This window comes from Bradyrhizobium sp. STM 3557 (genome assembly GCF_045571465.1).
Lineage (GTDB): Bacteria > Pseudomonadota > Alphaproteobacteria > Rhizobiales > Xanthobacteraceae > Bradyrhizobium.
Window position 1 is genome coordinate 1,014,028 of sequence record NZ_CP120697.1, and the last position, 19,228, is coordinate 1,033,255.

17 protein-coding genes are annotated in these 19,228 nt (G+C 66.0%); 7 read left to right on the forward strand and 10 right to left on the reverse strand.

Going from position 1 to position 19,228, the window contains the following annotated elements; all coding sequences use genetic code 11:
* Positions 1 to 120: 120 nt before the first annotated feature.
* The gene (locus tag P6U24_RS04625) at positions 121 to 774 is read left to right on the forward strand and encodes a hypothetical protein (protein ID WP_407158015.1); all 654 of its coding nucleotides are present in this window, start codon (positions 121 to 123) and stop codon (positions 772 to 774) included.
* A 21-nt stretch (positions 775 to 795) separates the two neighbouring features.
* On the opposite strand, the gene P6U24_RS04630 is transcribed toward P6U24_RS04625, so the two are convergent.
* Positions 796 to 1,497: an alpha/beta fold hydrolase gene (locus tag P6U24_RS04630; RefSeq protein WP_407158016.1), complete on the reverse strand. Its 702-nt coding sequence runs from the start codon at positions 1,495 to 1,497 to the stop codon at positions 796 to 798.
* A gap of 279 nt (positions 1,498 to 1,776) precedes the next feature.
* On the opposite strand from P6U24_RS04630, the gene P6U24_RS04635 reads away from it, so the two are divergent.
* Entirely contained in the window at positions 1,777 to 2,532 is a 756-nt protein-coding gene (locus tag P6U24_RS04635) for a caspase domain-containing protein (protein WP_407158017.1), read from the forward strand.
* Positions 2,533 to 2,650: 118 nt separating this feature from the next.
* Positions 2,651 to 4,726: a methyl-accepting chemotaxis protein gene (locus P6U24_RS04640; protein ID WP_407160778.1), complete on the forward strand. Its 2,076-nt coding sequence runs from the start codon at positions 2,651 to 2,653 to the stop codon at positions 4,724 to 4,726.
* A 14-nt stretch (positions 4,727 to 4,740) separates the two neighbouring features.
* Here the strand turns inward: P6U24_RS04640 and P6U24_RS04645 are convergent, their stop codons facing one another.
* Complete coding sequence (locus P6U24_RS04645; RefSeq protein ID WP_407158018.1) at positions 4,741 to 5,445, reverse strand: SDR family oxidoreductase; 705 nt, start codon at positions 5,443 to 5,445, stop codon at positions 4,741 to 4,743.
* 84 nt (positions 5,446 to 5,529) lie between these two features.
* A complete protein-coding gene (locus P6U24_RS04650; RefSeq protein ID WP_407158019.1) occupies positions 5,530 to 5,745 on the reverse strand; it encodes a hypothetical protein in 216 nt (71 codons plus the stop codon).
* 285 nt (positions 5,746 to 6,030) lie between these two features.
* Between P6U24_RS04650 and P6U24_RS04655 the strand changes: the two genes are divergently transcribed.
* Complete coding sequence (locus P6U24_RS04655; protein WP_407158020.1) at positions 6,031 to 6,504, forward strand: DUF1348 family protein; 474 nt, start codon at positions 6,031 to 6,033, stop codon at positions 6,502 to 6,504.
* Here the strand turns inward: P6U24_RS04655 and P6U24_RS04660 are convergent.
* The 3 genes from P6U24_RS04660 to P6U24_RS04670 form a co-directional block, all read right to left on the reverse strand.
* Positions 6,501 to 9,401 (reverse strand): ATP-binding protein, encoded by a 2,901-nt coding sequence (locus P6U24_RS04660; RefSeq protein ID WP_407158021.1) that lies wholly within the window; start codon positions 9,399 to 9,401, stop codon positions 6,501 to 6,503. The two genes, P6U24_RS04655 and P6U24_RS04660, sit on opposite strands and share 4 nt — an antisense overlap.
* Before the next feature lie 53 nt (positions 9,402 to 9,454).
* The gene (locus P6U24_RS04665) at positions 9,455 to 9,697 is read right to left on the reverse strand and encodes a hypothetical protein (protein ID WP_407158022.1); all 243 of its coding nucleotides are present in this window, start codon (positions 9,695 to 9,697) and stop codon (positions 9,455 to 9,457) included.
* Between the two features lie 144 nt (positions 9,698 to 9,841).
* Positions 9,842 to 10,732, reverse strand: a complete 891-nt coding sequence (locus P6U24_RS04670; protein WP_407158023.1) for an SDR family oxidoreductase — start codon at positions 10,730 to 10,732, stop codon at positions 9,842 to 9,844.
* Positions 10,733 to 11,281: 549 nt separating this feature from the next.
* On the opposite strand from P6U24_RS04670, the gene P6U24_RS04675 reads away from it, so the two are divergent.
* Positions 11,282 to 11,803: a Dps family protein gene (locus P6U24_RS04675; protein ID WP_407158024.1), complete on the forward strand. Its 522-nt coding sequence runs from the start codon at positions 11,282 to 11,284 to the stop codon at positions 11,801 to 11,803.
* 275 nt (positions 11,804 to 12,078) lie between these two features.
* On the opposite strand, the gene P6U24_RS04680 is transcribed toward P6U24_RS04675, so the two are convergent.
* Positions 12,079 to 13,014, reverse strand: a complete 936-nt coding sequence (locus P6U24_RS04680; RefSeq protein ID WP_407158025.1) for an RNA polymerase factor sigma-32 — start codon at positions 13,012 to 13,014, stop codon at positions 12,079 to 12,081.
* Between the two features lie 513 nt (positions 13,015 to 13,527).
* On the opposite strand from P6U24_RS04680, the gene P6U24_RS04685 reads away from it, so the two are divergent.
* The gene (locus P6U24_RS04685; protein WP_407158026.1) at positions 13,528 to 14,034 is read left to right on the forward strand and encodes a hypothetical protein; all 507 of its coding nucleotides are present in this window, start codon (positions 13,528 to 13,530) and stop codon (positions 14,032 to 14,034) included.
* A 21-nt stretch (positions 14,035 to 14,055) separates the two neighbouring features.
* On the opposite strand, the gene P6U24_RS04690 is transcribed toward P6U24_RS04685, so the two are convergent.
* From P6U24_RS04690 to P6U24_RS04700, 3 genes are all read right to left on the reverse strand, one after another.
* Positions 14,056 to 14,748 carry a response regulator transcription factor gene (locus P6U24_RS04690; protein ID WP_407158027.1) on the reverse strand — a complete coding sequence of 231 codons (693 nt, stop codon included), beginning with the start codon at positions 14,746 to 14,748 and terminating at the stop codon, positions 14,056 to 14,058.
* Between the two features lie 8 nt (positions 14,749 to 14,756).
* Positions 14,757 to 15,155 carry a response regulator transcription factor gene (locus tag P6U24_RS04695; RefSeq protein ID WP_407158028.1) on the reverse strand — a complete coding sequence of 133 codons (399 nt, stop codon included), beginning with the start codon at positions 15,153 to 15,155 and terminating at the stop codon, positions 14,757 to 14,759.
* Between the two features lie 74 nt (positions 15,156 to 15,229).
* The gene (locus P6U24_RS04700; protein ID WP_407158029.1) at positions 15,230 to 17,203 is read right to left on the reverse strand and encodes an ATP-binding protein; all 1,974 of its coding nucleotides are present in this window, start codon (positions 17,201 to 17,203) and stop codon (positions 15,230 to 15,232) included.
* Between the two features lie 232 nt (positions 17,204 to 17,435).
* Between P6U24_RS04700 and poxB the strand changes: the two genes are divergently transcribed.
* A complete protein-coding gene (gene poxB / locus P6U24_RS04705) occupies positions 17,436 to 19,166 on the forward strand; it encodes a ubiquinone-dependent pyruvate dehydrogenase (RefSeq protein WP_407158030.1) in 1,731 nt (576 codons plus the stop codon).
* Positions 19,167 to 19,228: the final 62 nt, after the last annotated feature.

Here is a 19,228-nt window from a genome sequence, read left to right on the forward strand (position 1 = left end):
TATGCTTTTCCGGCGAGGTGCTGCGCCGACGCATTTTCACCGCATCGAGAGCTTCGGATCGAACCGAAGGCGCGATTTCGATCACATAGATAATTGAGCGAAGGTCATCTGGAGCAGTCCATGACAACGCAGGTGATTGCGATCGCCGACCGGCGTCGGCGCGCGCTGATCCAGCAATGGGTTCACGATCCCTCCTGGGCGTTGGTTCAAGTCGAAAGCGCGGACATGCTCCGGGGCAAGGCCCACAATCTGAGCGCGGCAGCAGAGGCGCGCAGTGGCCGGGTCGGCAGCCATCGCGAACGCTCCGTGATCATGCTCGAGGGCGGCTCGGATCGCGACCGCACCTGGTCGGTCTGGGTTCGCGCCACGTTCTCGAACTACAAGGCAGCCTACCTCGCCTTTATCAGCCATGCCTACGGCGTCGCGCTGGGCGATGATGACATTCCGGGCTATGAGGTCGATCACCTCAGCAACAAGGCCTACGCACCGACTGGGCTTGAGTTCATTCGCATCGAGGCGATCCCGAAGGCCGCCAACCACCGCTGGGGCGTGAACTTCGAAAGCCGGCGTACGGAAAATACCGACGGGCGCCCCTGGCACGGACTGCGCTATATGAGCTGCGCCAAGCTGGCAGGCCTGCTTCCCCCGGCCGGGCCGAGCGACGCCGCCGGTATCGACACGCTCGTTGCCTACTTCACCTCGATCGGACTCGATCCTGAGCAGGCTCGCGATGGCGTCGGGAATATGCTGCAGCACGCCTATTGGCGTCGATAGGGGCGGTGCCGCCCGGTGCGCTCATGCCGCCAGCCACTCCAGCAGCGCCTCTATTGTCGCCTCCGGCCGTTCGAGCTGCGGCAGGTGGCCGCAATTCTCCAGCACCACGAGCCAGGAGCCGGCGATCGCGTCGGTCATCTCCGGCGACAGCCTGCTGGGGACGGTATTGTCGCTGTCGCAGGTCAGCACCAAGGTCGGGCAGCGGATCGCCGTCAGGACGGGGCGCGAATCCGGCCGCGTCATGACGGCGTTCTGCTGCCGGAGGAACGCCTCGACACCGACATCGTCGGCCATGTCGTGCACGATCTGCTGCAGGCTCGCATTGCCGCTGCGCGAGGGATGCACGAAGTTCGCCCAGAGCTCGTCGACCACGGCGCGATAGCCGCCGCCTTGCGCGCGCGCCACCATGCCGCGGCGGCGCGCCGTCGCCTCCGGCGTGTCGGGACGGGCCTGGGTGTTGAGCAGCGCCAGCTTGGCCACCCGCTCAGGGGCCTGGCGCATGATTTCGAAGGCGATGTAGCCGCCCATCGAATGGCCAGCGAGCGCGAAGCGGGGCGGCGCCTCCTTCAGGATGCGGCGGGCAATGCCGGCCATGCTGTCGTCGCGGATATGGTTGGCGATCGTGACCGGCCCATGCCGCCACAGCGCCGGCAGCAGCGGCGCCCAGATCCGCGGCGAGCAGATGAGACCTGGCACGAGCACGAGCGGCAGCGCGTCAGTCATCGGCATTTCCCCCTGGCGTTGGATCGGCGCGGATCCTTGTGGGGCGCGAACTTAGAGGCTGGCGGAAGCCTGTCAAACCGGGCGGTAGGCGGGTTTTCGTGCATATGCGGTAATCAGCCCGCCTTGCCGCCACCATGTTGTGGTGCCGTGATCGTCTTCCTGGGCCCCCGGCATATGCCGAAATGGAAACGGTGTATTTCGATCGTTTCTATTCATGGGCGCACCGGGATGCGCATGTTGATGGCGTTGCTTTCTGGCAGCCGTGAATGGAGGCGGACGATGCGCAAGGCAGGCTGGATCTTGGTGGCCGTGATCGCCACGATGCTGTTGTCGACCACAGTCGGACACGCCAAGCGGGCGTGGTGGCGACCACACCACGCGGCGACGCCGGCGCAGAAGGCAGCGCCCGTGATCCCCACAGACAAGGCCGCACTGGTGATCGCGAATTCCCGCTACCCCGACGCCGATGCGCCGCTGACGCAGATTGCCGGCAATGCCGATGCGCTCGCGAGCGCGCTGCGCGACCGTGGCTATCAGGTCGAGGTCGTGACGAATGCGACAGGTACCGAGGCGATGCGCGCGGCCGAGCGGCTGAAGGCACGCGTCCGGCGCGGTGGCAGCGTCGTTGTGTATCTCGGCGGCTTCGGCGTGCAGTCGCGCGGACAGAACTATCTGATCCCGGTCGATGCCGCGATCTGGCAGGAGCGCGACGTCCGCACGCAGGGGATCAACGTCAACAGCCTGCTCGCCGTGATCAGGAGCACCGGGGCCAGGACCTCCCTTGCCTATATTGATGCCTCGCTGCGCAACCCCTATGAACGCCGCTTTCGCACCTATTCGCATGGGTTGGCGCCGATTGGCTCCGATGCGGCCACGCCGGTCGTCACGTCAGCCGCGCCTGGCCAGGTGCTCGAAAATACCGACCGGTCGCAAAGCGCCGCGATGGCAAAGTTGGTCAAGCGCCTACGTTCGTCCCAGCCGGTCGACCAAGTCTTCAAGGATGTTCAGACCGACCTGCGCGAGGCGATGTACTGAGACTGCCGGCCGCGTCTGTCTCCCGCAAAACTACGGGACACGCCGCGTGCTTAGTCAATTGTTAGTTGTCTCAGTCACATGTTCCACTCAGGAACAAGGTGGATGGAAGCCCGGGCTCATGAAGATCGGTCAGCTGTTTGCGGTGTCGATGTTGTCGGTCACGGCGCTGGCGCTCGTACCGGCGGCGGAGGTCGTCGTTGCGCAATATCGCACGCTGGTCGACAAGGCCGAGGCGATCAGGGCCGTCGAGGCGTTCGGTGCAGTCCTGCTGTTCTCGCAGGGGGTCGTCGGTTATCGTGCACCCTACCTAACACCCTTGTTCCAGGACGGGCCCGCCACGCAGGCGCAGCTCGATGCGATGAACAAGGCCAAGCAATCGGCGGACGGAGCGCTGGCGAAGGCCCAGAAGGCGGTCGCCGAGCTCAGCGACAGTCAGGCCGTCTCCGGCAGCCTCAATCAGTCCGCAGCGAAACTGGCGGAGATTCGTGCCGCAGCCGACAGCGCGGTTCTGCAGCCGCTGAGCGCGCGCGACCAGACCGTCGTAAAAGGTTTCCTGCCCGGCGTCGCGCAGGTCACGATGATCATTGAACCGATCCTGAACCGGTTACAGACCGTTGTTGCCAACACCGATGCCTCGCTGATTACGCTGTTGGACACCGCCCGCACGGCTCAGGACATGCGCGTTACTGCAGGGGCTCGTGCGGCGACGCTGTCGCCGGCGATCGGCGCGCACCGGCGGCTCACGGCTGCCGAAAAGGTCGCGGCTGATCGCGCCCAGGGGCGTGTCGACGCCGACCGGGACCGCATGGACGCCGCCGTGGACCAACTCGGCAATCCGGCGCGGCTGGCGGATGCGCTGAAGGAGGCCAAGCAGGCCTATTTCGGCCAAGCCGCCCCCGTCGTCGACAAAGAGATCGCAACCGGCCTCGCCGAAGCAAACTACTCGATCGACGGCGATCAGTTGGCCGAACTGGTGGTGCCGCCGATCATGAAATTCCTGGTCGTGCGCGATGCCGCGATTACCGAGGCGCGCGACCGTGCCGCCACCGAGCGCGACCGGGCCTGGATGCTGCTGGGGCTTGCCGGCGTCGTGGTCGCCGCACTGCTCGGCCTCCTGGTCGGCGTCAGCATGCTGCTGCGCCGCCGCGTCATCGCGCCGATCGCGAAACTCACTCAGGTGATCGGCGAAATGGCCGAGGGGCGCGACGATGTCGCGATTCCCGTCAGCGGCCGCGCCGACGAGATCGGCGCGATGGCGGGCTCGCTTCTGACGTTCAAGGAGGCGCTGCTGGCGAAGAAGGCGGCCGAGGCCGCGGCTGCGACGGACGCGAAGGCCAAGATCGAGCGTGGCCAGCGCGTCGAGCGCTTCACGCGTGAATTCGAGACCGCCATCGGCGAGGTGATCAGCGTCGTCTCGGATGCAGCCGGCGAATTGGAGCGCTCGGCCGGCATGCTGACCGCGACGGCCGGACGCTCGCTGGAACTGGCGACCGTGGTCGCCGGCGCCTCCGAGGAGGCGTCGACCAATGTGCATTCGGTCGCGGCGGCCGCCGAGCAGATGACCTCGTCGGTGGATGAGATCAGCCGGCAGGTGCAGGATTCCGCGCGCATCGCCGGCGAGGCGATGGAGCAGGCTCGCAGGACCAATGAGCGTGTCGGCGAGCTCGCCAAGGCCGCCGCGCGGATCGGCGACGTGGTCGAGCTGATCAACGCGATCGCAGGGCAGACCAACCTGCTCGCGCTCAATGCCACCATCGAAGCGGCGCGCGCCGGCGAAGCGGGGCGCGGCTTTGCCGTGGTTGCAGCTGAGGTGAAGGCGCTGGCCGAGCAGACCGCGAAGGCGACCGGCGAGATCGGCCAGCAGATCGGCGGCATCCAGGGCGCAACGCAGGAGTCGGTTGGTTCGATCAAGGAGATCAGCGAGACCATCTCGCGCATGTCGGAGATCGCCTCGGCCATCGCATCGGCCGTCGAGGAGCAGAGCTCGGCGACGCGCGAGATCTCTCGCAACGTGCAGCAGGCCGCGCACGGCACCCAGGAAGTCTCTGCCAATGTCGCCAGCGTGCGGCAGGGCGCCGATGACACCGGCTCGGCCTCGTCCCAGGTTCTCTCCGCGGCGAAGTCGCTCGCCGGGCAGAGCAGCCGGCTGCGAAGCGAGGTCGCACGCTTCCTGGATTCGGTGCGCGCGGCGTAAGCAGGGCGTCAGTCTCACACCGCTCGTGTCATGCCGCCATCGACGCGGATGTTCTGCCCGGTGATGTAGGCGGCGCCGTCGGAGGCGAGGAAGGCGATCGTCGCAGCGATCTCGGCTGTTGTGCCGTAGCGCTGCAGCGGGACGCTCTGACGCCGTTCCTCGGTTTGCGGCAGGCTGTCGATCCAGCCCGGCAGCACGTTGTTCATGCGAATGTTGTCGGCGGCGTAGGTATCGGTGAAGATCTTGGTGAACGCGGCAAGGCCGGCGCGAAACACCGCCGAGGTCGGAAACATCGCACTCGGCTCGAACGCCCAGGCTGTGGAGATGTTGATGATCGCACCCGTCTTCTGCGCCTGCATGACGGGCGTGACCAGCCGCGTCGGCCTGATCACGTTGAGCAGATAGGTGTCGAGCCCGCTGTGCCACTGCTCGTCGGTCAGCTCCAGGATCGGCGCGCGCGGTCCATGGCCGGCGCTGTTGACGAGCACGTCGATGCGGCCCCACTGGGTCATGGCTCGATCGACCAGGCGCTTCAGATCATCGGTGGATTGGTTTGAGCCGGTGACGCCGATGCCGCCGAGCTCGCCCGCCAGCGCCTCGCCCTTGCCGGACGAGGACAGGATCGCGACGGCAAATCCGTCCGCCGCGAGCCGGCGTGCCGCGGCCGCACCCATGCCGCTGCCGCCGGCGGTGACGAGCGCGACCTTCTGTCCTGTCATGGCTTGCGATCCCAGTTGAGTTGCTGCTTCAGACGTTGTGTCGCAGCGCTGCGATCAAGGCAAGCCCACTCGCGCCCGTGCGGTTCAGCGCGGCTCGCAAGGTGGGATGGTCCACGGTGCGGTGGCAAAGGCGCCGACAGCGGGAGCGCGCACGCAATCGATGCTGCTGACCGGCATTGCGGGCACCGCGGCATGGGCGTCTCTGACGCGCAAGTTCGGGTGCTTCTCGCGCGCGGAGGAGGGTCCGGCGAGCACGGCCAACGCGATGGCGGCAGCCGACAGCAGCTTGAATTGAGTCATGTCGTCTCTCCATTTGAATCGGAGGCCAAGGACCGAAGCCTCGCAGTTGCAGATGCAAAGGAGAGCGGGCGATCGAAGCCAAAATTCGCTCACGCGCTTTCAACCCGGCGTGACCGCGCGAGACGAAGGTCGCGAGGCCGCGCGCATCGTCGTGCGGAGTGGCAAAGCTGCCGGCCCATATGAAGAGAAATGCAATTGGCACGGATCGAAAGACAGGATAGCTCGTGCGCGGCCGCATGCGTCCGGCGCCATCCGCCACCACGAAGCTATCAGGAGCGAGCAGTCATGAGCGAGAGCCGTCCACCATTTCCGCCGTTTACGCGCGAGACCGCGATCCAGAAGGTGCGCGCCGCCGAGGACGCGTGGAATAGTTGCAATCCGGAGCGCGTGTCGCTTGCCTATACACCGGACAGCTATTGGCGCAATCGGGCCGAGTTCGTCCACGGACGGGAGCAGGTGGTCGCCTTTCTCGCGCGCAAATGGGCTAAGGAGCTCGACTATCGGCTGATCAAGGAGCTCTGGGCCTTCACCGAAAACCGGATCGCGGTGCGCTTCGCCTATGAGTGGCACGACGATTCCGGCAACTGGTTTCGCTCCTATGGCAATGAGAACTGGGAGTTCGCCGAGAACGGCCTGATGCGGACCCGCTTTGCTTGCATCAATGACCTTCCGATCAAGGAGTTCGAGCGCAAGTACCATTGGGATCGCTCGGGCCCGCGACCTGCCGATCATCCGGGGCTATCTGATCTCGGACTTTAGAGCCTGCGGCCGGCGCGCTCTCGATTGCGCCGGTCCAGCGCATCGAGCAGCTCCCGCGCCGCCCTGAGATCCCGGCTGCTGAAGCCTTCCGTGAACTGGTCATGGACAGGTGCCAGCAGGGCGCGCGCTTCGTCCTCGCGCCCCTGCCGCATCCGCAGCCGCGCCAGGCTGATGCTGGTTCGCAGCTCCCAGGCCAGCGCCGATTGGTGGCGGGCGATCGCAATCGATTCGTTCAGCAGGCGCTCGGCGAGCGAAACGTCCGGCTCCGGTCCGCAGAGCAACAGCTCCGCCTTGATCCGCAGCATCTCGGGCAGCTCGATCAGATAGTTGAGACGTCGGGCGCGCGCGATGGTCTCGTCGATCATCTCGAGCGCGCTGCCGCGCTGGCCGGCCCGTGCCAGCCCCTCCGCGAGATGCATGTTGAAGTCGGTGATCGGGCCGTAGCGGTGATCGCCCATCTTGTCGAGCGCAAGACGCAACAGGATCAGGCTTTCCTCGATCCTGCCCTGTGCCCCACGAATGACGCCCTTGACGGCCTCGCCGATCGCCTGGAATGGTCCGAGCGCGTGCTTGCCGGACTCCTCGATAATATGGTTGGCGTAGTCTTCATAGGCGTCTGCCTCGCCGTTCCAGGCATAGATCGCGAAAGCCCAGAGCAGCGCCCTGGTCAGCCTGACCGGGTGGCCGAGTGCGACGGCATGGGCGATCGCCTGCTGCGCCATCTCCATCGCCTGATCCGGATATCCCTGCAGCCAGAGGATCCGCGCCAGGGTGACGTGAGCGCGGTCGGGATAGTCGAGCGAAAACTGCCCGCGGCCGTGCGACTCGATCGCCGGCTGTTGCGAGAGCGCGGCCTCGACATGGGAGCGTGCCGCGGCGATGTCGCCGATCAGCAGGAGAGAGACGCCGAGCGACACCTGCATGCGCGCCAGCGCATCGAAATCATCGTTGGCCGCGGCGGTGGCGACGCCGCGCCTCGCGATATCCAGCGCGTTGTCCGCATTGCCGGCCATGAAATACAGGAGATGCAGCTCATCGATCAGACGAAGCTGATTCGAGATGTCGTTGCTCTGTTCGGCGAGCCGAAGCGCATGCAGCAGGCAGCTTTGCACGCTCTCGGTCGTGCCCCCGGTCCACATCCGCGCGAGCCCCAGGGCGGCACGAAGATCGAGCTCGTGCCGGATGTCGCGATCAATGCCATCGATTGCATCGAGCGCGAGCTCGGCCCAGGCCCGGCACTGCGCCAGCAGCGACATTTCGAGGAACAGCGGCATGGCGGCTGCGGCCAGCGCGACTCCGGTGGCGCGGTCGCCCTGCGCCGAGAAGCACCAGGCCAGCGCAGCGCTGATATTCCCGAGTTGGCTCGCGATCCCAGCCGGCTCTCCGCGCTCTCCATCGGCGCCACTCTCGAGCAGGCGCAAAAAATACCTTGCGTGACGTGCCGCGGTGGCATCGACATCCGTGCTCGCACCGAGCTTCTCTTGTGCATAGCCGCGCATCGTGTCGAGCAGCCGGTATTGCGCGACCGGGCCCGTCGCCGTGGCCGTGAGGATCGACTTGGCGACGAGGTTGGCGACGGATGCGATGGTCCGGGCGTCGTCGGAATCCTCCGCGGAGGCGACCGCGCGGGCGGCATCGAGCGTGAAATTGCCGACCAGGACCGACAATCGGCGCAGCGTCGTGCGCTCGGATTCGGACAGCAGGTTATAGCTCCAATCCAGCGTGGCGCGCAGTGTCTGGTGTCGCGGCGGCGCGGTGCGCCGTCCTTTCCATAGCAGCCTGAACTGGTCGCTCAAAAGATCGATCGTATGCTTGATGCCATAGGCGCCAACGCGGCCGGCGGCGAGCTCGATCGCCAGCGCAATGCCATCGAGCCGCCGGCACAGCTCGGCCACCAGCGGCGCATCTGTATCGTCGAGCTCGAACTGGCCGCTGCTGGCGTTGGCGCGCTCGACGAACAGCTGGACTGCTGGAAAGGCCAGCGCCTCGGCCGCAGTGATGCCGGTGCCGTCAGGAGGACTTGCCAGTGGCGGCAGCCGGTACACGTGCTCGCCCTCGACGCGCAGCGATTCCCGACTGGTCGCCAGCACATGAACCTGCGCGGCTTCCTTGTAGAGGCGTTCGGCGATAACAGCCGATGTCTCGATCACATGCTCGCAGCAGTCCAGAACCAGCAGAAGCCGCCTGTCGCGGGTGAAATTCACCAGGCGGTCGGCCGGGTTTCCCGCCTGTCCGCCCAGTCCGAGTGTTGCGGCGATCAGGCTCGGCACCTGATCGGGGGCCCGCAGCGTCCCGAGGTCGAGGAAGTGGACTGCGCCGTCGAATTGCGGCAGCAGGGCGTGAGCCACGGAGATCGCCACAGTGGTCTTGCCGATGCCGCCCGGCCCGACGACGGTCACGAAACGACCCCTGGTCAATTGGTCCACGATGTCTTGAACGGTGTGGTCTCGTCCGACCAGCTGGGGCGGCCGCGCCGGCAGGTTGTGAGCGGCGGCGATCGTGTCCGGGTCAGGTGAGGCCGGCGCGGCTTCGTCGTGGTGCAGGACGCGGGCCACGAAGCAGTAGCCTTGTCCTGAGACCGTCGTGAGATATCTGGCACCGGCGTCGCCTTCGCCGAGCACCTTGCGCAGCGCCACGATCTGGACCCGCAGCGCGCTCTCGTCGACCGTCGCGTGCGGCCAGACGCGCGCCATCAGATCGGTCTTGCTGACCACCGTGCCGGCGTGCTCGACCAGCGCAACGAGGATATCGAAGGCGCGCGTGCCGAGCGCTACGGGAGCGCCATTCTTCTCCAGCCGGCGTTGCGCGACATGCAGCCGAAACGGCCCGAAAACCGCATCCCCGATCGCCGGGCCTCTACCAGTCTTGCGATTGCTACCCTGCGCCGGAGCGCCCATGAGAACTCAACTCGATACTTGATCTACAAAGATCCGAAACACGCTCCCGCCTCTCAAAAGTTGAAAGAGCGGACAAGATCGCGTGCAGAGTGACGCTTGCGGATCACTTGTCCAGCTTTCGGCAGGCCCAGTCCGGCGATCGCCGACGGTTCCCGGAGCAAGGCGAATCCAGGCCCGACTTTTAAAGCAATGATCCGCAATGCAAAAACGCGGGTGCGCAGAAACGACAATCGTTCAAACACATGTTCGTGTTCGCAGAAATCGTCACGACATCCGACCATGGAACCTTGCTGCACCTGATGTGCACCGCGTGTTTTCAGGTCGATGATGCCGCACGCATCCGGCCCATCATTATTCGCTTCATGTCGAAATTTGTCATTCGTCCGTCACAATGGGGCATGTCGTATCAGATGGATTGATCGGCATCTTCATGGGCAGGGCTATCCGATGACCGCCGGCTTGAGCAGGTCGGCAAGTCCGATCCGCCGGAGAAATTCCGCACGGATCCGCTCCGCCACGGCGTCGATGACGGCCGCGCCGGCGTGATCCGGATTGACATGGATGCGAAGCGGGCGCGTGCCGAACGGCATCTCGACGACATCGGCGATCGCGACCGCGATATCCGAATCGGTGCCGAGAGGAAACAGCTTTGCCAATCCGCCGAGCGCGATTTCGCTGATGTCGGCAGTCGGACCGTCTGAATATTCCTCTGCGCGCAGCGCGTCGCTCGGCCGGCTGGAATGCAGGTAGTGAGCCGGGCCGAGATCGGCCGGCACGATGATGGAGGTTTCGATGCCCCAGCGTGCGATCTCTCCGGCATAGGTCATCGCGAGCGCATCCATGCCGGCTTTCGATGAGGCATAGGGGCTGAGAAACGGCGAGGTCGTGCCGCGTGCGCAGCTCGACGAGATCCAGACCAGCAATCCGTGACCCTGCTTGCGAAGCTGCGGCAGCACCGCCCGGTTGACCCGCTGGGTGCTGAAGATGTTGGCGTCGAAGATCTCGGCGAGCTGCTCCGGGGTGAAGGCTTCCGCAGGGCCGTAGGCGGTTTGCGCGGCGTTATGGACCACGATATCGAGCCGGCCGTTCTCCGCCACGATGTGGTCGATCGCCTCGCTCGTCGAGTTCTGGGAGGCGACGTCCAGCTCGATCACGCGCAGGTCGCAGCCTCGCTCCCGCGCGTAGTTCTCGATATCCTGGACGTGAGGCGCGTTCCGGCCCCTGGTATCCCGCATCGACGCATAAACCGTGTGTCCCGCCAGCGCCAACGTCTTGCACGTTGCATTTCCAATTCCGTTCGAGGCGCCGGTGACAACGATGATCTTGCGCATTCCACTACCTGACCGCGCTGCTGCGAGAGGACGGCAGCCCTTTGGGGATCGCGTTTTGTTGCGGTTTGCCGTGTTGCGGGTTGAACAGCCGCACGAGTCTAGGCCGCGGCCCGCAGTGGCGTATTCCCGACCTCGCGGCGGTTTTCGAAAACGCACGATGTTTGCGAAAGGCCAGGATTTTTGTGGATAATCGTTAATTCCCGTGATCATGCCAGACTCGCGCGGGAACGCGACGGTGCATCCACTCACGGGCGTTTGATCGTATGCCGCTCCCGCTCCTTTCCGGCACCGTGCGGATTGAAAATATCGCCTGCGAGGCAGCGACTACATCTTTGGTGCAGGACCACCTGTTCGTCGTGCAGGACGTTGTCCTCCCTCGCCATGCACGACGCCTGGCTCCACGCGAACCGGATCCGTTTCCCCGCGCCCCCTCCCGTGATCCGGCCGCGTGGAGTCCCGTTTATCAGCAAGTAGTCCTGATGGGTCACCCAAGACTATTTCGCAAGACCATCGATGTCCGTCGTCGACGATAGCCAAGAGGAATAAGCCATGACAGTTGCCCGCACACGTCCCGAACTGGAAGGACCGACCGATCTCGGGGCCAAGGCCACGCGCGACATCTCCGCGGCGTTGCGCGCTCTGCTGGCCGACGTTTTCGCGCTCTACCTGAAGACCAAGAATTTCCACTGGCACATGTCGGGACCGCATTTTCGCGACTATCACCTGCTGCTCGACGAGCAATCGGACCAGATCTTCGCCATGACCGACGAAGTTGCCGAGCGGGCTCGCAAGATCGGCGGCACGACCCTGCGCTCGACCGGGCAGATCGCCCGTGAGCAGCGCATCCTCGACAATGATGCCGAATATGTCGATCCGCAGGACATGCTGGCCGAGCTGCGCAGCGACAATCAGCAGCTCGTGCGCGAGATGCGCCAGGTGCATAATCTCTGCGACGAATATCGCGATGTCGCGACCGCGAGCCTGCTCGAGAACTGGATCGACGAGGGCGAACGGCGCGTCTGGTTCCTCTACGAGGCGGGGCGCACCAGATCGAATTCGGAAGCGCGCTGAGGCTCGCTGCGCCCTGTTGCTCGTCTCACCTCCCCGTGACGGGGGCTATCGCACACGATTGAAGAGGCTGGGCAGGTAGTCTTTGTGCGGCCATCCTTCGAGACGGCCGCCTAAGGCGTTCTCCTCAGGATGAGGGTCTTTTCGCGGCGAAATCTCAAAGCTCACGGTGAGGAGGCGCCGAAGGCGCCGTCTCGAACCGTGAGGCCCTGACATGAGGCCCCTGACGCCGCCGCGAGGGCGGGATGCGCACCCGGCGAAGCGGGTGCGCAGTCGTCTTACACGAACGCCGGTGAGGTGGCGTTGTTCGCAAAATTCGGCAAGGGTGCTTGCGTGGACAGGATGCCGGCCGTGATCGATGGCGCCGCCACGCCCTTGCACAGCCGTCGCGCTGCGTTCGCGACCTTGGTGTAGGCGCGCGCCTCGATCTGCCGGACACGTTCGGCCGAGATCGACAGCGCCTGTCCGATCTGCTCGAAGCTTTCGGGCCGCTCACGCAGGTGCCGGGCGGCAAAGATGTGGCGCTCGCGCGCATTGAGCACGGCAAGTGCATCTGACAGCGCGGCGCGCTGGCGGTCGCGCTCGTCATTGGCCGCGAGCAGCGTCTCGACGCTGGGGGAGTCGTCGGCGATCAGGTCCTGCCATTCGGCGGCGTCCTCGAGGTCGGACAGTGGCGCGTTCAATGACAAGTCACCGTAGAGCCGCTGCTCCATCTCGAGCACATCGTCGAGCGGCACGTCGAGCGATTGCGAGATCTGCTCGGCGAGCTCCCTGGTCAGCGCGCCGCCATGCTCGGGGCGGAGGCGCCGCATCTCGCCGCGCAGGCGGAAGAACAACTTCTTCTGGGCCGGCGTGCGGCCGAGCCGCACCAGCGACCACGAGCGCATCACATAGTCGTAGATCGCCGACTTGATCCACCAGATCGCGCAGGTCGAGAAGCGCGCGCCGCGATCCGGATCGTAGCGGTTGAGCGCCATCACCAGGCCGAGATTGGCCTCGGCGATCAGGTCGCCGAGCGGAAAGCCGTAGCCGCGATAGCGCCGCGCCAGCTTTGCGGCGAGCCTGAGATGGCTCGTCACCAGGATATCGGCGGCCTGCTGATCCCTGTCACGCGCCCATCGCCGCGCGAGCTCTTCCTCGCGCGCCTGCTCGAGCACGGGGTAGCGGCCGATCAGGCCCATATAGGCCTGCTCGTCGAAGCGGGCCGAATCCATGCGGGCTGCAGTCGGAAGGCGAGAGGAGGAAAATGCTGGAGCCGTCGAGTTGGCCATATGCTTGCTCCGTCAGGGTGCGGTGAAATGCTGCGGGCAAGTTAGTCAGGCGAATTTCCGCTGGATATTAAATCTAGGTGTTAGCTACGCGATCGGCTGTGCCGACTGATACGGTCGTATGATCGACGTCATCTCAGTGGAGCGAGACGGTTGGCGCAGCGACAAATATTCGCAAGGCGCATGCCGCATATGTCATGGCGCATATGTGATGGCTGCGTGCACAAGGCAGCGCGCTACACGGTCGGGCCGTAGAATCTCGCGATCATGCCGCCTCGCCCTTGCCCGTCATGGGTCGTGCATTCATGCAAGTTCGTCATCCCAACCTGAAAGCCTGTTAGCCCGGCCGCCGTCATGATCCATCTGTGGGACTGGCAACTGGGGTCGACAATGACGAACGCTTGCTCGAAACGGCGCCGGGGTGGGCTGCAGTGGTCGCTCGTCCTTTGCATCCTGCTCATGCCGGCGATTTTTGCGATCGACGTCGCGACCGGCTACCGCTTCGGCCTGTCCGACCTTTATTGCATCGTCGCGCTGATGACATTGCGCCTGGCCGGCCCCCGCCCGGCGCGGGCGGTCGTCTCGGCAGGATTCCTGCTGATCCTGGCGTCGGTGGTGGATAGCCATCATCCGAGTGCGCTGGTCCATGCCGCGATCTCGATCGCGCTGCTCGGCACCGTCTCGCTGTTCATCCTGCGCGGCGCGCGCGCCGATTTGTGGCGGCATCGCGCAGACGTGGCGAGCAAGTCTGCGGTCGCCGGCGTGCCGCGGCCGCTGCTCGACGAGCTGCGGCAGCCGCTGTCGGTGCTTTTGTCCGACGGCCGGGCGTCGTTACGCTGGCTGAAGCGCGAGCAGCCGGATCTGCCCGAGGCGCTATTGTGCGCGCAGCGCATCGTGACCAATGCGGCGCGCGCCGGCGAGATGATCGCCGCGATCGGGCGGGGCGCGATGAGTGACGCCCGCTGAGCGGGTCGGTCTGTCATTCGCCTATTTTGGCGGGCCCTGTCGCCGCGCGGGGATGCTCGCGCCGTCGCCGTCAGGGCCGGCGAGCGCTGGAGAGGCACTGCGGATCCCGAGCTGGTCGGCCATGCGCACCAGATCGGCCACGGATTTCGCCTTCATCTTGCGCACCATGTTGCCGCGGTGGATTTTCACGGTGATCTCGGAGAGTGAGAGCTGCCAGGCCACTTGCTTGTTCATCAGTCCCGACGTGACCAGACTCATGACCTCGCGCTCGCGCGGGGTGAGCTGCTCGTAGCGCAGGCGGATGCTTTCGTCGCGATGCGCCGCGCGTCGCCGCTGCTGGTCGCGCGTCACGCCTTCCGCGACCGCGGCAAGCAGCGCGCCATCCTCGAACGGCTTTGGCAGGAAGTTGATCGCGCCGGCCTTCATTGCCCGCACGGTCATGGGAATGTCGCCGAAGCCGCTGATCAGGATCACCGGGATCGCCGAGTCCGAGGCAACGAGCTCCTGCTGGAATTCAAGGCCGTCGGCTTCCTGCAGGCGGATGTCGAGGATCAGGCAGGAGGCCGCATCGACCGCGTCCGAGGCCAGAAATTCCGACGGACCGGCGAAAGTCTGCACCGCGTAGCCCGTCGATCGTAACAGGCTCGAAATCGAGCCGCGCACGTCGGCGTCGTCGTCGACGACGCAGATCAGGGACTGGCTGGCGATGTCCATGTCCGCGCTCATGTATCTCTGGGGTTGGCCGAGCGCGCCGGGTCGCTCAGGATGGTCTCGACATCGTGCAGCAACAATTCCGGATCGACCGGCTTGTCGACGAAGCCGGCGGCGCCGAGGCCTTGCGCCTCGGCGCGCGCCTCCGGCGTTGCATAGGCGGTCATCACGATGACCGGGATCGCGACGCCGCGCCGGATCAGCTCGCGATGCAGGCCGAGCCCGTCCATGCCGGGCATGTGCAGGTCGGTGATCAGGCAGCCGACGCGCGAGACCGCCGGTGATTGCAGGAAGCTTTCCGCCGCGCCGAACCCTTCGACCTGCAGGCCGACCGAGCGGAAGAAACTCGAAATGCTCTCCCGCACGTCGTCGTCGTCGTCAACGATGCAGATGGTCGGCCTGTCCTGCACTGCATTCTCCCGCCCAGCGGACCCGATCGATGCCGCCGTCGCCATGGTATGGCGCCTCGGCCGCGCGCTGCCCATCATATCAAGATATTAGGCCGCGCCCGCCAGCGCGCCTCGGCCGGGATGCTGACCGGCAGCGTGAAGGCCACGGTGGCGCCATGAAGCGCGTTGTTCGAGGCGTGCATACGGCCGCCCTGGCTTTCGATGATGCTGCGGCAGATCGACAGGCCAAGGCCCATGCCGTCGGATTTGGTGGTGAAAAACGGATCGAAGATGCGGTCAGGATCGCCCTCGATGCCGCTGCCGGAATCGCGCACCGCGACCTCGATTGTCTCCTCCGCGCCGCCGTCGATCGTGACGTGGATCTCGCGCGGCCGCTCGGTGACGCCGCGCGTCGCCTGCAGCGCGTTCATCAACAGGTTGACGATCACCTGCTGCACCTGGACGCGGTCGCAAACGATTTGAGCCGGTTCGCCGCTCTGCTCGACCCGGATTGAGGTCGAGCTGGTCGCGGCTTCGCGCGCCAGCAGCGCCAGCGATTCCTGCACCAGGAGCACCATGTCGACCGGGCTCGTCTGCGGCGCCGTCTTCTTGGCCAGGGCGCGGACGCGGCCGACCACGTCGGCGGCGCGGTTGCCGTTGGCGACGATCTTGTCCAGGCATTCGGCGACCTCGTTAAGATCGGGCTCGCGCCGCGCCAGCCAGCGCTTGCCGGATTTGCCGTAGTTGATGATGGCCGCCAGCGGCTGATTGACCTCATGCGCGATCGAACCGGCGAGCTGGCCGAGGATCGACACCCGCCCGGCATGGGCGAGGTCCGCGGACGAGCGCTCGATCTTGGCGCGGGCCTCGTTGCGCTCGGTGACGTCGACCGCCATGAGTAGCACGCGCGACCAATCACGGCCGTCGGGGAGCACGGAGACGCGCAGCACCGCATCGATGGTGCGGCCGCCAGGCGTTGCGCATTTCGTCTCGGTCTCGACCAGCAGCTCGCCTTGGGCGAGGGCGGCGAACACCTGCGCCAGCGCCTCTCGCGCCATATCCTGCGCGGCGTCCGCTAGGCCGGCGAGCAGCATCGCGCCGGGCACGAGGTCGGCCGCCGTATCGACCTCGAACAAAGCGAGCGCCGCCTTGTTGGCGTTGTAGATCCTGATCTGGCCCGCGGCCTCGCGCAGCAGGTCGGAGCGCGACCGCGGCCGGTGCGCCAGATCGCGGCCGTCGGTTGCCAGCACGATCCGCATCGCCGCGCTGAGATCGCATTCCAGCGCGGCAAAGCCGGCGGCATTGAAGATGGTGCTGTAGCGCTGCTCGGAAGCCTGTCGCTCCGCCATCGCCTGCCGGCTCTCGGTCAGATCGGCGCTGGTCTCGATGATGCCGATCTGCCGTCCTTCGGGATCCCTGCGCTGCAGCCAGCGGCTCGCCAGGATCAGGGTCGTGCCGTCGCGCCGCGTCCGCATGATCTCGCCGGACCACGCGCCGCTCTGCGCGAGCTGTTGCGCGACATCCTTGCCCGGCAGCACGGTCTTGAGCAACTGCTGGCAGACCTTGCCGACGGCCTCCTCGCGGGTCCAACCATAGAGCCGTTCGGCGCCCTCGTTCCAATACTGGATGATGTTGTTGGCATCGCGGATCACGACGGTATCATGCGACAGCTCCAGGATGCGCGCCTGCTCGGCAAGCGTGACCCGCGCCGAGCGGTCGCGTAGCGTCAGCAGCACGGTGATCGCGATCGCGACCAGGCTCACCGCATAGCGCAGCGAGGCGCCCCCGAGCGGGTCGTCGCCGTGAGTTAAGGGGGAATGGCCCCAGAGGAATGCAACCGTGGTCAGCCCGGCCGTGGCGAGGCCGGTTGCGATCACGGTGCGGCGGCCGAGCGCGGCTGCCATCAGTACGACGCCGGTGTAGAGCACGGCGACCGCGCCATCGACCGGGCTCAGCGCGTCGGCGGCGAAGATCGCGCAGGACGCTGCCGCCGCCGCGGCCACGATCAGCCGCCGCCGGTGCAGATCGAGCGTCATGGCGCTGCCGCCGTCGATGTGCCGCTGGTCCAATCCGCCATCCTCGCTGCCTCGCCGGCCTCGAAGCCACCATGCTCTCTGCTCTCTATAGCGGATGGGCGCCGTGCGATCAGTCATACCAAGGTGTGCTGGCGGGAGCCGCACAAGATCGTTCAGTAGGGAACCTTGTGCAGCACGGCATCTTGACCCAGCTGCTGGGCCGCGGCGGGCAAATTCGCCGCACCGCTCAAATCTCGCAGCCTCGTACTCCGGAAGGAATTTTGCCATGGCCACCATCGCGGATCAGATCGTCGAGACGCTCGAGCTTGCCGGCGTGGAGCGGATCTATGGTGTCGTCGGCGATAGCCTCAACGGCCTGACGGAATCGCTGCGCAACCGGAAACGGATCGCGTGGGTGCATGTCCGCCACGAGGAGGTGGCCGCCTTTGCCGCCTCCGGCGAGTCGCAGCTCACCGGCCAGCTCGCGGTCTGCGCCGGCTCCTGCGGGCCTGGCAATCTGCATCTCATCAATGGTCTCTACGACGCGCAGCGCAGCCGCACGCCGGTGCTGGCGATCGCCGCGCACATTCCTTCCCAAGAGATCGGCGGCGGCTATTTCCAGGAGACGCATCCACAGAACCTGTTCCGCGAATGCAGCGTCTATTGCGAGCTGATCTCGGATCCCGCGCAGATGCCGTTCGTCCTGGAGAATGCGATCCGCGCCGCGGTCGGCGAGCGCGGCGTCGCCGTTATCGTCATTCCCGGTGATGTCGCCCTGAAGGCGGCGGCGAAGCGGCGGCCGGTCGGCAATGCCGGCCTGCTGCCGCCGAGGCCGGTGGTGCGCCCCGATGACGCCGAGATCGCCGCGCTGGCGGATTTCCTCAACAGCGCCGAGCGCGTCACGCTGTTCTGCGGCCGCGGCTGCGCCGGCGCGCATGCGGAGCTGATGGCGCTGGCGGACGCCTTGAAGAGCCCGATCGTGCATGCGCTCGGCGGCAAGGAGCATGTCGAATACGACAACCCTTACGACGTCGGCCTGACCGGCTTCATCGGCTTCTCCTCCGGCTACGCCGCCATGCACAGCTGCGACGCGCTGCTGATGCTGGGTACTGATTTTCCCTACAAGCAGTTCTTTCCCGGCGACGTCAGGATCGCGCAGGTCGATATCCGCGCCAACCAGCTCGGGCGCAGGGTGAGGCTCGATCTCGGCATTGTCGGCGATGTCGCCGAGACCTTGCGCGCGGTGCAGCCGCGGCTCAAGCCGAAGTCAGATCGTCGTCACCTCGATCAGAACCTTTCGCGCTACAAGTCGGCGCGGAAGGGCCTCGACGAGCTGGCGCAAGGCACGCCGGGCCGGCTGCCGATCCATCCGCAATATCTCACGCGCCTGGTCAGCGAGGCGGCCTCGGACGATGCCGTCTTCACTTTCGATGTCGGCATGCCGACGATCTGGGCGGCGCGCTACGTCGCGGTGAACGGCAGGCGCCGCCTGGTCGGCTCGCTGGCGCACGGCTCCATGGCCAATGCGATGGCGCAGGCGATCGGCATCCAGGCCGCGAACCGCAAGCGCCAGGTGATCTCGCTGTCCGGCGACGGCGGCTTCGCCATGCTGATGGGCGATCTCATCACCCTGAAGCAGGAGAAGCTTCCGGTGAAGGTGATCATCTACAACAACGGCACGCTCGGCTTCGTCGCGCTGGAGATGAAGGCGGCCGGCTTCGTCGAGCACGGCACCGATCTGGAGAATCCCGATTTTGCCGCCATGGCCCGCGCCATGGGCATTCACGCAAAGAGGGTCGAGGATCCCGGCGAGCTGCGAGGTGCGGTCGCCGAGCTGCTCGCCCATGATGGGCCGGCGGTGCTCGACGTCGTCACCGCCAAGCAGGAGCTGTCGATGCCGCCGACCATTGGCCTGGAGCAGGTCAGGGGTTTTTCGGTCTGGCTGATCCGCGCCGTCATGAGCGGCCGCGGCGACGAGGTGATCGATCTCGCCAAGGAGAATCTGCTGCCGCGGTGAGGCGGCAGCACCTCGACCTCATGGCGAGGCGTGTCCCGCGCCGCCGGTGAATTGGGCGAGGA